General features: G+C 43.4%; 8 protein-coding genes. 5 read left to right on the plus strand and 3 right to left on the minus strand.

Annotation, left to right across the window (positions count from 1 at the left end; translation table 11 throughout):
• Nucleotides 1-137 precede the first annotated feature (137 nt).
• Nucleotides 138-488, minus strand: a complete 351-nt coding sequence (locus tag W293_RS0107115) for an IS630 transposase-related protein (RefSeq protein ID WP_025650793.1) — start codon at nucleotides 486-488, stop codon at nucleotides 138-140.
• Between the two features lie 591 nt (nucleotides 489-1079).
• On the opposite strand from W293_RS0107115, the gene glpK reads away from it, so the two are divergent.
• From glpK to W293_RS0107140, 5 genes are all read left to right on the plus strand, one after another.
• A complete protein-coding gene (glpK, locus tag W293_RS0107120; RefSeq protein ID WP_025651775.1) occupies nucleotides 1080-2684 on the plus strand; it encodes a glycerol kinase GlpK in 1605 nt (534 codons plus the stop codon).
• Between the two features lie 269 nt (nucleotides 2685-2953).
• Entirely contained in the window at nucleotides 2954-3466 is a 513-nt protein-coding gene (locus W293_RS0107125; protein ID WP_025651776.1) for a hypothetical protein, read from the plus strand.
• A gap of 239 nt (nucleotides 3467-3705) precedes the next feature.
• Complete coding sequence (locus W293_RS0107130; protein WP_025651777.1) at nucleotides 3706-5037, plus strand: hypothetical protein; 1332 nt, start codon at nucleotides 3706-3708, stop codon at nucleotides 5035-5037.
• 214 nt (nucleotides 5038-5251) lie between these two features.
• Complete coding sequence (locus W293_RS0107135; protein ID WP_025651778.1) at nucleotides 5252-6280, plus strand: endonuclease/exonuclease/phosphatase family protein; 1029 nt, start codon at nucleotides 5252-5254, stop codon at nucleotides 6278-6280.
• Between the two features lie 215 nt (nucleotides 6281-6495).
• Nucleotides 6496-7188 (plus strand): TetR/AcrR family transcriptional regulator, encoded by a 693-nt coding sequence (locus W293_RS0107140; RefSeq protein WP_025651779.1) that lies wholly within the window; start codon nucleotides 6496-6498, stop codon nucleotides 7186-7188.
• 226 nt (nucleotides 7189-7414) lie between these two features.
• Here the strand turns inward: W293_RS0107140 and W293_RS0107145 are convergent, their stop codons facing one another.
• The gene (locus tag W293_RS0107145) at nucleotides 7415-8191 is read right to left on the minus strand and encodes a hypothetical protein (RefSeq protein ID WP_025651780.1); all 777 of its coding nucleotides are present in this window, start codon (nucleotides 8189-8191) and stop codon (nucleotides 7415-7417) included.
• Nucleotides 8192-8328: 137 nt separating this feature from the next.
• Nucleotides 8329-13650 carry an SdrD B-like domain-containing protein gene (locus tag W293_RS0107150; RefSeq protein WP_025651781.1) on the minus strand — a complete coding sequence of 1774 codons (5322 nt, stop codon included), beginning with the start codon at nucleotides 13648-13650 and terminating at the stop codon, nucleotides 8329-8331.
• Between the last annotated feature and the right edge of the window lie 101 nt (nucleotides 13651-13751).

Below are 13751 nucleotides of genomic sequence, written 5' to 3' on the forward strand. Positions count from 1 at the left end.
TTTTACCTTGCCAGTTGTAGCTATCGATACAAGGCTCACCAATCGGTGCATAGCCATGAGAGCGAATGGTCTCGTGCTCAAAGCCGCTTTCGTCCATATATACAATGGGGTAGCCTTGCTGCTTAAAGTGCTCAAGCTTATTCTGATATATCGCTCTTTTGATCGGACAGGCTTTTGGATGTTCTAAAGTCTTTTTTTTGACTGATGCCTAGACGCTTTAGGGCATGATGAATGCCTGTTTTACTACAGTTTAGACGACGTGCTCGCTCATACTGGTAATCATCAGGATGTTCTTTGACATCATTAAGTAGCACATCATCTGGTATTTTATAGGGTTTGGTTTGCCTGGTTGTTTTGCTATGAACACGTCTCTTCCAGTTCTGTATGGTGGTTGGGCTGAGATTATAGAATTCAGCTGCCTCGGCAAAGGTCATACCATCATCTAAGCTTTTTAGTACTTGTTTGCGAAAATCTAGCGAGTAAGTCATGGTCTTTATAATAACAATTGAATTTGATAGTTAGTTTATAACACTTTTAGGTGGGATTGACTATAAACTATCCGGCAGCCAGCAAATTAATAGCGCTCGAATAAATTTTAAGCAAAAAACATGAATAAAATACGAGAAAAAAGATGAGGATAAATAATAACTGAAATATTGTTGTACGTAATACGAAACACACTTTAGAGCCACAACCGTGACGGGTCAAGCCTCAGTATCTTGCCGTCGTCTATTGTATAATCAGTGCTGATGTGATAAGGAAATGATTTCGACTTTTATCATAGCGTTATTATTTATTTCCCAACAAGAACATTGTCGTCATCATATACTGAGTTTTTGAGCTGTGAGTGCCTTGATATTGCAGGGATTTTTTATACTTTGATATTTCGATTTTATTGCTGACGAATAATAATGAGCACCATGTTTTGACTATTAACCCGATGAATCGGTGCTTAATTAAGCGCGTTAATTTAGTTATAGAAGCCGCTGAAAATAAAAAGAAACCGCTGACTATAAAAATATGAGAGTGATATAAACTATCAACCATAGAATAAATAAGACCAGTAAAGGATATGAGTGATGGCAGGATATATTTTGGCTTTAGATCAAGGCACCACTTCGAGTCGCGCGATATTATACGACGATCATGCCCGACCGATAAAAATGGCGCAACAGCCAACCACATTACAGACACCCAAAGCTGGTTTTGTGGAGCAAGATGCCCAGCAGATTTGGCAAACTCAGATTAGCTGTGCGCATGACGTCATTAACCAAGCAGGGCTGCTCGCTACCGATGTGACTAGTATCGCCATCACCAATCAGCGTGAATCTATTGTCATGTGGGACAAAAAAACGGGCAAACCCTTAGCGCCTGCGATTATTTGGCAAGATCGCCGTACCGCAAACTATTGCAAAACCCTTGCAGCTGAAAGTGCGAGTACTGGTGTTCATAGCGATGAGACGGATGACGGTGATGATATGGCACATCGAGTGCAACGTATCACCGGGTTACGTTTAGATGCTTATTTTAGCGCCAGTAAAATCGCATGGTTGCTGGAAAACCATCCAAAGCTTAGCGTGCGTGCGAGCAAGGGTGAGATAGCTGTTGGCACTATTGATAGTTGGCTTATCTATAAATTGACAGGCGGCGAGCATGTCATCGATATTACCAATGCTTCTCGCACGCTGTTATACGATATTCATAAGCTGGAATGGTCAGAGGAGCTGTGCGCCCGCTTTGCTATTCCGATGAATATCTTACCTAAAGTTTTGCCCTCTGATGGGGATTTTGGTAAGACTAAAAAAGGCTTGTTTGCCAAGCAGATTCCTATTCAGGCGGTATTAGGCGATCAGCAAGCGGCACTTTTTGGCCAAGGCTGCCTCGATGCTGGTATGGCCAAAAATACCTATGGGACGGGCTGTTTTATGCTGATGAATATCGGTCAACAGCCCAAACTTAGCGAGCATCAGCTGTTGACGACGATAGCGTGGCAACGCAAATCGGCAACACTGCGCCCAGACAATTTATCCTTTGATCAAATCGTGCAGTCTGGCAAGCGTATGCTACAGCCGCCCAAAAAAGAAGTCACCTACGCGCTAGAGGGTAGCGTGTTTATGGCAGGGGCAATCGTCCAGTGGCTGCGTGATAATCTGGGAATGATTCAACAGAGCGGTGAAGTCGAAGACTTAGCGCGGCAGGTTGATAGTAGCGAAGGCGTGGTATTGCTCCCTGCATTTACGGGACTTGGCGCACCATATTGGCGCTCGGACATCAGTGCAAGTATTACAGGTATGAGTCGCGGCACGACCAAAGCGCATATCGCCCGAGCGGCGTTAGAAGCGGTCGCCTATCAAACCTATGATGTCTTAATCGCTATGCAAAAAGACAGCCCGCACCCTTTAACCGAATTGAGGGTCGATGGCGGCGCTGCCAATAATGATTTGCTCATGCAGTTTCAGGCAGACTTATTGGGCGTCCCCGTACTGCGTCCTAGAGATACAGAAATTACTGCCAAAGGTGCTGCGCTGCTTGCTGGTCTAAAAACGGGGTTATACGATGCGGCCACTATGAAAGCATCTTGGCAAGTCGATCGCATTTTTGAGCCAAGCATGTCTGCTGACGAGCGCGAGCAACACCTGCACAAATGGCAACAAGCGCTTGAAAGAGCATTAATGAAGGTCTAAAAAGAGCGGCAATAAAGCGTCGATTCAATTCTTGCATTCAGTCTGTTTTATTAATAAGTTTGTTTAAAATTACTGAAATGCCTAGGCCAGTGTACACAATCGTCATAAAGATACAGGCTGTAACGCAAGACAATCGAGATTTGGACACAGTTTACATAATCTGCCTATCTGTCTTTGTCCTTAAGTTTCTATACTTTAGATGAATGGAGCAACACTGCTAACTTTCAATCATAAATCTAATATATAACAAATAATTTAAGGAAAATATTATGAGTAACCATGACGGTATTGATCGTAGTGAAGTAAAGCACATGTCTAAAGAGACTAAGCATGACCTAAATGCTGACATCATCACTGGTGAGCCAGGATCACATCCAGTAGGTACAGGCATAGGCGGCATAGGCGGCGCAGCAGCAGGTGCGGCTATCGGTACGATGGCAGGACCACTCGGCACACTCATTGGTGGTGCTATTGGCGCTATCGTCGGTGGCGGTGCAGGTCATGCGGCCGCTGAAGCTATTGACCCAACGCGCGAAGAAGCTTACTGGCGCGCAGAGTATGCGAATGCAGACTATTATAAAGAAGGCCATGATTTTGACCGTGATTTACATCCTGCCTACGCAGTCGGTTACGCCAACCGTGCCCGTTATCCTGCAGATGCTCGCTTTGAAGATCATGAAGCAGACTTAGAAAACTCATGGCATGAAGTAAAAGGTGAGTCACGTATGGAGTGGAATGAGGCACGTCGAGCATCACGTGATGCATGGAATCGTGTATCGTAATATTGGGAAATAGAGAATTTCGGCATCTTAATCAGTACCATCATTTGTATTGATAGCTTAGTCAGTATCATCGATAGTATGACTGATTAACGATACAGTATTTTTATAGCCGAGTTCTTACCCTTGATAATTGCAGTTATATAAAAGCTTCTAGAGTATGCTCTAGAGGCTTTTTTACATGTTGCACCTTTGATAGTTGTGGTAATCTTAACGATGTCTCAATAACCCATAGAGCGACCATGACTGACTCTTCTTCTGAAACGTATGAACTTGCCCCTGATATCGCCAGATTTTATCAAGGCAAGTCTTTACAAGGTCAGCCACCCAGTCTTTGGACATTGATATTGTCTCAGGTTACTACTTGGATATTTGCACGGTCGCTCATGAATGCGGCCGTTTTAGGTTTTTTCTACGGTATCGCTGGTACTTTGGCTTATGGGATGTACTATTTTAGTTTTATCACTGGCGCACATATTGTTGATAGCTTACGATTCAAACATGGTTTTAATAACATACAGACGTTCATGCAAGTCAAGTTTGGGGCAACTGGTGAGCATCTTTATAATGCAGTGATTGGTTTTCGATTAGTGAGCGAGGTATTTAGCAACTTACTGGTGTTTGGGTTTATCACAACCTTGTTCGTGGGCTTTAATGAGAATTATTTAATACTGATTATAGCGGTCGCTACCTTAATTTATTCTTCAATTGGTGGGCTACACACTGCGCTGAAGACAGATGTGGCTCAAGCGCTATTGACGATCTTCGCCATTATTGTTTTAGCGGTTGCCATGTTTGCACATCCCTTGTTTTCTTTTAATGCCATCATTAGCTCCTCCAATTCCGCTGACAACAAGGGATGGATATTAATGATAGTTGCATTTATCCAAATATGGAGCTATCCCGCTCATGATCCTGTCATGACTGACCGAGGATTTTTAGCAGATAGAGCGACTACTAAAAAGTCATTTTACTATGCCGCGCCTATTTCGATGGCTTGCATCTTGTTATTTGGTTTGCTAGGTGTGTTTGCACAGCTGAACAACGCGGGAGGGGTCACTGAAGTGACGCAAACGCTGAACACTCTATTTTCACCAGCGGTAATGATGTTGTTTAGCTTCGCGCTGATTATTTCAGCGATATCGACCTTAGATTCTACCTACGCCAGTGCCGCAAAATTGATAGCCATTGATATGAAACTTGTCAAACCAACTGTAAAAAATGGCAGGCTGATTATGCTAGGGTTTTTGCTGGCAGGCTTGGCCTTCATTGCAACTGGCAGCAAAGACCTATTCGATGCGGTCGCTATTAGTGGTACCGCTTCCCTGTTTTTAGCACCTGTCGTATTTTTTAGCATTTGGTCAAGTTGGGAAGTCAAACCTTGGGCCATTGTAGTCAGCTTTGTATCAGCGCTCATGGCAGGTATTATTTATATGTTAGAAAACGGTGGCTATATTGCAGTGATGGCGCCAGTGTTTGGCGCAGAGCACAAATACGTGCAGCTGTTAGTATTGTGTGTCATCGCTTCTATGATTGGCAGCGCCGCCTTTGTACTGGCTCATAAACGAGTATGATCAACCAATATTTAGTACAAGGGCTTTGATAGAGTGCGCGTTAATAGAGCAAGCGTTCTCTACATTATCAATGAACCCAGTTTTTCTAGCTATGAAATAGTAGGATAAAACAATACGAAACACTACAGATTTAGTGGAGGCGGTCTATTATTATGAACAGCTTGCGTTGTTTATTCATAATAATGCATACTATCCAAATAGCACTAGGAGTTTTATGAGTTACTCTGCCAATAAAGGTAGCGATAAACAGTTTTATATCGCTACTGCCAATTTGCTAAATTTTGCCAATCCTAATCGCATGTATTATGAAAATGCTGAGCCGTACAGTAATAAAGAGTATGAAAGTAAATTGCGTGGCATCAGCGACTTATTAGCAAAAGCCCATGCCGACATTATTGCCGTACAAGAAGTATGGGACAGCGAGGCGCTAGAGGCATTGGCAGTATCGTTAGGATTTAAGCCCGAACATGTGGTTATTCCGCTAGCAAGCAATGACAGTTCGAGTGCTTATACTCAAGGTAGAGGGGCGCAAAATACACCTGCCGTAGGTATTATTAGTCGCTTTGAACAATTAGAGACGACTTTATTAGAGCAAGTGGCGCCAAAGGCGGTGATTGATATTCCTGATATTGGTCCTTATGAGCGTTTTAACCGTCCACCCTTGGTATTGCGAGTAGATGCATTCGGGCAGCCCATTACTATTATTACAGCTCACCTTAAAAGTAAGCGCGCTTTTTTCTTACGAGATGAAGCCGGCAATTTGTTAGAAGATATGGATGACCCCAATATTCGCATTCGTGCCAAGCTTCGTAGCTTATGTATGCGGGCAGCAGAAGCGGCATCTATTCGAATGTTTATCATCGAACGCTTGAAGCATACTCGTGAGCCCTTAATCTTACTTGGTGATATGAACGACGTCACCGGTAGTGTGACCACGCAACTAATGACCGAGACTGGCGAAGTCAATTATGATAAAAGCATGCGTGATGTTGCCTTGTTCGACGCCGCTCGCATTCAAGCGCGTTATGGTTGGATGAAAGACGTGGCATATACCCACATTTATCAAGGTATGCCAGAAGTAATTGATCAGCTGTTCGTTTCAGAGGAATTTTTGCCTGATAGCAAGTTTGCAATCGGTCAGGTTGAGCGAGTTGACTATTTTAATGACCATTTAAAGTGGGATTATGCCGATAGAGTCATCGATCATGGTATTATAAGGGCGAAAATAAAACTTCATTATTAACCCTAATATACTGTTAATCGATACATTATTTTTTAACCCATGCACGTCCCTTGCTTGATAGTGTACAAGCGTTTATGATGCCTCTTCATTGAGCATAGAGCGGTAATATTAGCCCGTATTACCAACTAACAAACAGTCGTTCTTAAATTTAGAATGAATACTGTCCAATGAAGACCATATTTATAAAGATAGGGCACAACATTAAGAGACTTACAATGAGTGAAAATAGAGACGACAAAATTGAAGATGTACTGGTAGATTCGGAACTGGCAAAGAAGCTGGTACCTAATAAATTTAAATTTACCAGTCAGCAAGGTCGCGCGCGCCGTCAAAAGCTATTGATGGGTGCCAAAAAACTGAGTGAAACGCAGTCTATCAATGATATTACCTTGGCTGCTGTTTGCGAAGAAGCTGGCATTCCAAGAGCATCTGCTTATCATTTCTTTCCGAATATCGAAGCCATATTTTTAGCATTGCGCTTTTTGAATGCTATCGAGATTTTAGAGATTTTGACAACTGTAGAAACGGTTGATTACGACAGATGGCAGGGATATTTAACAGCACTTATCGATCGCTGTGTGCATATCTTTCATGAAGATCAGACCAAAGCAAAATTGATCTATGGTACGAATACACCTGATTTTGAAGGTGATAGTTTCGGTGAAGATATGGATCATCAAGTGGTTGAACTGGTATATAAACGTTTAGCAGAACGGTATGAAGTGCCAAAATTTGAAGATATCCAAGATGTTCTTTTGGTCACTTATAGTATTATCAACGCTATCTTTACGGTTTCTTACCGCCGTCATGAGAGCATTACAGAGAAGTATCTGCAAGAAGCAAATACTGCGTCAATTGCTTATCTGCGCTGTTATTTACCAGAAAAGCTACCACGTAAAAACCGCTAATTTATTTTGTGCTAAACGTGGATGATATTATAAAAGTTAACTGAAATTTTAATACAAAAAAGCCGACTATTTATGAGTCGGCTTTTTTAATTTCTATTTTTGTGACGGTCTTTTGTTTGCCTAGGTTCAATAATAACGAAAATATTGACAAGTAGCTGTCAGAAAATATCTAAGATGAGCGACATTTGGTGCCAAAAACACCTTGCTCATTTTTGCGATTGATAGGTTATTGAGCGATAGAAAACAGTTTTTGCCCTTGGCAAACATCCTCACTCGGATCCAAAGGGGCATATTGCTTGTAATAACGCACGATCAGATTCTCTAAGGCGACGTTAGCTTGCGAATCATGGGCGTTCACATAGGCCTCACGCGCTTGTTCTAGCCAGCGATCTGCCATGCGGAAGTGACTGCCTGACTCTTTTGAGCCACGCTCACACTGATTGGTTGCCGCCCATATTAAAGCCACTTCACTAAATGCCATTTCACGTGGCGCAGTACCAATACCGTCGCTGTCTTTTAAAGCACTCAAAGTTGCCCAAAGATCAGGACGCATCAAAGCAGAGTCAGACGGGATATCCTGATATAGGCTTATGTCTTGTGCGGTATCATTTTTTAGCGCTTGCAATATCGTCTCTGCCGACTGCGCTGCGTATGTACCAGCCGGTGAGCGGCTATTAATACTGTCTTGATGAATAGCATAGTTAATCCACGCTTGCGCTTTATACGCTAGATACTGCTGCTGCGCTGTCATGTCTTTTTGCTGATAAGCTTGTAGTTGCGTCAACAGGCAACTCAGCGCTCGTTGCTGCGTACTTTGGTATTTATAAGCAGAGGGTTGTGTCTGCAAATCACCATGGCAATAGTTAGAAGCTTGTAGAGTAATAGCTGGAGCCTCTTTGGCTACTGCCAGCGCTGATGAAGCAGTCGTCAGGAGCAAGACTGCTGCGAGCGTAGTATAGATAGGCTGTTTATTGGTTACAGCTTTGATCGCAGAGTACAACATAATGCGAACCTTGTATTAAGGTAATGAGTGTGGATATTGGTTTTTATTAGCACTGACTTTATAAGCCCTTAATCGATAAAGGGCTGTAAATCGGCGAGCAAATTATCATAAGCCATGCCTATGATAATTTGGCTAAATTATAACGTAGAATCGCTGGTTAAACGTTTATTTTTGCGTGGATCTTCACGTTTGAATAAATCTTCATCAAATTTGAAGCGTAGTCTAAAATAAGCGCCTTCTTGCGTGCTGTCATCATAAGCGATGTCTTCATCTTCAAAGCCCATAAAGTTGTAGCCGAGTGATAACCACAGGTTAGTCATCGGGCTGTAGCCAACTTCTGCACCAACCAGATAAGCCAAGTCATCCGCTTGTTTATTCCAGTAAGTACCTGCTTGTAGACCAATATCCCAACGCTCGCTAATGTCATATAAGCCGCGTGCATAGACCGCGTGAGCCGTGTTATCGCTTACGATATTGTCAGCATCATATTCTGTATATTTACCCGCATAGCGACCTGATAACGTTAATGGGCGCGTCGGATGATAGTTGCCGCTCCATGACCAGACAATCGCATCTTTTTGATAGGGATCGTTACCGGTAGCGTTATCATCTAAACGGTACTCAAGCTTGGCAAGCATATCGAGCTGATTGCTATCATAATCACGGTAAGCGGCACCAAGCTGGAAACGATTGATAGTACGATGACCATCATCATAATCGACCTGCGAGTAGATATCTTTCGCTAATAAAGTAATATCATCGGTGTAGCGATAAGCTATGCCAGCGCTACCGAGAAGGGTATCACTGGTGTCGCCCCAGCGTTTTTCTAGACGCCCTGAAGCCTTGTAGTTTTCTTTGGCTAGATATTCAACCCCTACGCCAGCTGCAGTTGCCGTACTATCTTTATCACCTTCTAAAGACTCGACACGCTCAAATAATGTGCTCAAGGTCAGACCTTCTTGGACATACCACTTGTTTTTTAGACCGATAGCTGCTTCTGCTTCGCGGGCACTGATCGCATCACTCATACGGTATTCGCTATAGACTTTACCATCTTTCATATAAGTGGCATCGAAGCCTACGACTGTACGCTGACGTTCATCAGAATCATCAAGACCATAGCTGCCTGATAAGCTATTGATTAAGTCATGGCGGGCATATAGGCGACCTAAGCTACCTAGTGGTGTCTCGCCGCCGATAGAGGTTGCATTGCGCTCGCTATTATCAATATCTTGCTCATATTCGGCAAATACTAACGAGTTATTTAGTTTTGGCAAACGCGCTGTTAGACGGGCGCGGGCAGTTGTCCCTTCGATGTCTTTGTCAGCGTTACTGACGCCATTGAGCGCTGATTGATTAATGATGTCATCATTGAATATTGTATCATCAGTAACATCTAGCACATCAGTGGCTGCTTGGGTATTGCGTGAGGCGGCGGTCGCATCTTGTTTGTAGTAGCGCACCCCAATTTCACCAACGATATTTTGACTGAGACGCTGCTCAATGCTTGCTTCTACACCTTCGCGACTGGCCTCTGTTGTATGATCTTCTGTACGTACGCCTTCAAACTTAAGTGCGGTTTTTTTATTATTGAGTGCATGAGTAACTTCTACACCTGATTCCGTACGTCCAGCGGTTAATGGAGAAGCACCAGTGACAAAACCTTCTTCAGCATCGTTGTAATAAGCTTTGGCACGGGTGTTTAATTTATTGTCGTAATCCAATTCTATACGTAGCGCATCACCTTCAGCATCGCGGCCTTCTAACAGCTCAGCATTAATCTGGTTACTTGGTTGAAAGTTTGGATTTTCTGCTTTATTTTTGGCATATTCTGCCACCAGTTTTAGCTTATCGTTGAACTTAATAACGCTGTTAACGCTGGCTAGCTCTTCTTTATTCAGTGGGTCATCACTATTGACATAGCTGCCACCGATGGCGATTTTAGTGGTCAGTTGTTGCTTGGCTGCAATACCGCCCACCCAATATTTTTCGCCGCCTTCATCTACTTCTACGGTAACGCGTAGATAAATAGGGTTGCCTTCCAAATCTTGACTGGCAATTGGCGCTTTTAGGTATAAACTGCGGCTGATAGGGTCGATTTCATAATCAGCGAATCGTGTCAGCGTCTCACGGCGTACGATAAGTCCAGGGTTATTCGCATCGCGAGTAATGACCTCAATGGTTTCGGAATTCTCTAGTACCGCATCGAAGTCGTTAGCCAGTGGATAAGGACCGGAAATGCCAAGCCCACGAGTTTCGTTGACGCGTTGTGATGAGCTGGTCTCAGCGATAAAGGTGGTGATACGGGTGTTGTTGTCTTCGTATTGCGCTTTGGCACCAGTCAACGTACGGTTGTACTGGCCAAGCTCGATACCTTCGTCGTTATCTATTTGAGTCTTGAGATCACCGTACATGGCGAATGAGCGACCTTTATCTACCCGTACGTAGAGCTTGCTAGTAGACTGGGCGTCGAAGCCTTTTGCCGATGAATCGCCATAAACGGGATAGTATTCACCCGGATCGATATCACGGAATAAGCGTTCGCCTTTTTTGTCACTGTCATAGGCAAGGGTTAATAGATAATCACCGCGTACTTTGCCTTTTAGGAACATTGCTGCACGACCAGTGGCTGAATAATCGTCACCGCCAGCAATCTCATTCAATTCTTGCTCAAAAGCCCCTTGAGCATCCGTAATATTACTACCATCAAAGTCTTTAAGCGATATAGCACCTTCGACGATACCGACTGCGATTAGTGGACGTAGCTTAGCGGTGAACTGTAACGGAATCACTTGCTTGCTACTACCAGTATCAATTACCATCTCACCTTTGCCAGGTACACTCGGTGCAACGACGGAAATGAGTAGCTCGCCACCGTTAACGGTGACTTGAGTGCCAGCTGTATCTTTACTGCCGTCATCAGTACTAATGCGACCAATATTGGTATCAAGCGTAAGCGAAGTAGTACCAATATAGGGACGGTTGTCACGGTCTTTTAGACTAATAACTATCTGATATTCGCTCACGCCATCAGCAGGCACTAGCTGTTCTTGAGTACGATAATTAATAGCTTGCAAGCTATCAGGCGTCGTCACTTTAATGGTTTGTTCAGAGATGACTTTGCCATTCACGTCAGTAGCGACGCCGCGTAGGGTGTTATTACCGCGCTGTAAATCAACGGCATAATAATCAAACGCAGTTACATTTTGTTTTTCTTGCTCAGCAGTTTTACCGATTTTCTCTTCTGATACGGCTGTACCGTTGGCATATAGCGTAAAATTGCTACCCAGTGGCGCTTGTATTTGTACCATTTGCTTATAAGTACTGAGCTGCTGGCCTTCACTTAGATTAATAAAAGCGACGTCATTAGTAGCGACTTCTTTTAGATACTCTTCTAATTCTTTTTCTACTGGGGGTGCTACTGTGGTTATAGCCATCTCGACACGGTTGGCAGCTGGATTGACCATCTCATTAACGATAGCAGAGTCGCAGTTACTACCAAGGTCTAAATCACCATTGATGTTGCAGCCGCTGGCTTCCACATTATCATCGTAGTCGCGGTTGTAGTCGGGCTCTAAGGTCAGCTCCGTTTTTACGGCTTGCTCAAGGGAATCATTCTTAGCGCTCACTGATTTGCTACGAGCAACCAGCTCTGCGTTCAAGCGCTCAGTGCTATCGCCCATACCACCGACAATAGCGAAGTCAGCACGATGCAGCTCACCATACTTTAAGTCAACAAAACGGCTACCGGCATCGCCAGCGTTACGGTTGCTTTGGATAACCATTTCGGTCGCGTTAGGAATAGTCGTGCGATCAACTTTTAATACGTGAGTTTTGGCGCTAACCCCATAAAAGTTATACTTACCTTCGGGATCGGTCACAATGAAGTTGCCGTTTTCCATATAAATACGTACGCCAGCAACCCCTAGCTCGCCATCATCTTTTTGTTGGATGCCATCACGGTTAATATCGTGGTACACCTTACCGACGATGATACCATCTGTATTCATCACGCCGCGCTCAACCTCGATTTTCCACTGTGCTTCTCTTGATACTAAGCTTTGACCTTGCTTATTATTAGCTACGGCAGTCGCACGGTTGATACCGTCACCACCTAAAGATGAGGCACCGATTAATACGCGATAAGTGATGTTCTTAGTTTCGCCAACCGTCATGTTACCTAAATTTAAAACCTGATATTTACCATCAGCTTTAAACTCAGTAGTTTGCGTTTGACTGATATTAGTATCAGCAGTTTTACCAACACGTACACTACCATCGACATAGTCAAAACCACGTGGTAAGGCGTCTTTTAGTTGTACGTCATAAGCAGTGGATTTACCATCGTTCTTAACACTAATGTTGTAGTTGACATAGTCACCAAGCTCTGCTGTTTTGACATCACTCTCTTTAGTCACTTGTAGACTAGGAGAGGTATCGTTAATGGCAATAGTGGCATTAATATTACGGTCGATAGCGGTTAGGTCTGATGGGTTAGGCTGTTGATCCAGTCCAACAGAAGGTACAACACAAGCATCCAAAGTGGCAGTCAGAGTATCGCCATCTAGGGTCTGGATGATATTGTCATTAATGGCGTTAGCGTTATTTTGTGTAGGGGCTGATAGACGATATTTACCAGTATTATTGCCGGTCTCTATCGCTTTTAGTGAATAGGTATCGGCCGTTATTGGTGCATTGATAGTGACCCATACTTGGTCAGGCTTATCTAGCTGAACATTACATTGCGCGTAGCTGGCTTCGATATAAACGTCCTCACCAATTTGCGAGGTACTTTTACTGCCATCAAAGTTAAAGGCGTTAAAGTCAAGACTTGGGGTAACAATGACTAGGCTATCAGTGGCTGCTGCCATTACTGATTTATCTTCGACGACTACCGCACCGAGTTTGATATCAGCAGTGTCACCGTCATTACCATTAGAGTCAGATAGCGCTTGTAGCGTAAGCTCAATGCTTTCACTTTGACCTAAAGTAATTTGGGTGGTTAGATTCTCATCCAACTTGATTTCTTGATCTTCATTATCGAAAATACCGTTGTTATTCAAGTCTTGATAGACTTTAATATTCGATAAACTGTTGGGTATGACTAGCGTCAAATCGATGGTCTGTTCGCTGTAGCTAATATTTGAAAGTACGTTTACCCAGCTGACGGTTGTGTCTGTCTCCACAGTTTGTGTGGCAGGCTGGGTTAAGTTGATACCATACTTAGGAAAAGCAGACGACTGGACACTTACTTGGTTAGAAGTACTATTTAGATTAAGGTTAGTACCATTATTAACAATATAACTGGCGTTAGCAGTGTTCTCGATAAAGTGTAGCAGAGGGTTAGGTGCTGCTAGAGCAGTATTTGATTGCATAAGAAACATAGCTAACGTCAACGCAGAGACCTTAGCGGTGCGCAATGGCATGTGTTTAGACGATGTCATTAAACGAGCTGTCATATGTCGCTTATCCAATAAAACATAAATGAGTAGCTTAGATTCTCTGAGCCTAAGTAAATTCAGATTAGAGAAGGTCTATAAGTATCTGTAGATAGTTATAG

This window comes from Psychrobacter sp. TB67, from assembly GCF_000511065.1.
In the GTDB taxonomy this organism is placed as follows: Bacteria; Pseudomonadota; Gammaproteobacteria; order Pseudomonadales; family Moraxellaceae; genus Psychrobacter; species Psychrobacter okhotskensis.

Coding starts and splice junctions, on each gene's coding strand:
- W293_RS0107115 (WP_025650793.1), bottom strand. CDS start 488: ATGACTTACTCGCTAGATTTTCGCAAACAAGTACTAAAAAGCTTAGAT.
- glpK (WP_025651775.1), top strand. CDS start 1,080: ATGGCAGGATATATTTTGGCTTTAGATCAAGGCACCACTTCGAGTCGC.
- W293_RS0107125 (WP_025651776.1), top strand. CDS start 2,954: ATGAGTAACCATGACGGTATTGATCGTAGTGAAGTAAAGCACATGTCT.
- W293_RS0107130 (WP_025651777.1), top strand. CDS start 3,706: ATGACTGACTCTTCTTCTGAAACGTATGAACTTGCCCCTGATATCGCC.
- W293_RS0107135 (WP_025651778.1), top strand. CDS start 5,252: ATGAGTTACTCTGCCAATAAAGGTAGCGATAAACAGTTTTATATCGCT.
- W293_RS0107140 (WP_025651779.1), top strand. CDS start 6,496: ATGAGTGAAAATAGAGACGACAAAATTGAAGATGTACTGGTAGATTCG.
- W293_RS0107145 (WP_025651780.1), bottom strand. CDS start 8,191: ATGTTGTACTCTGCGATCAAAGCTGTAACCAATAAACAGCCTATCTAT.
- W293_RS0107150 (WP_025651781.1), bottom strand. CDS start 13,650: ATGACAGCTCGTTTAATGACATCGTCTAAACACATGCCATTGCGCACC.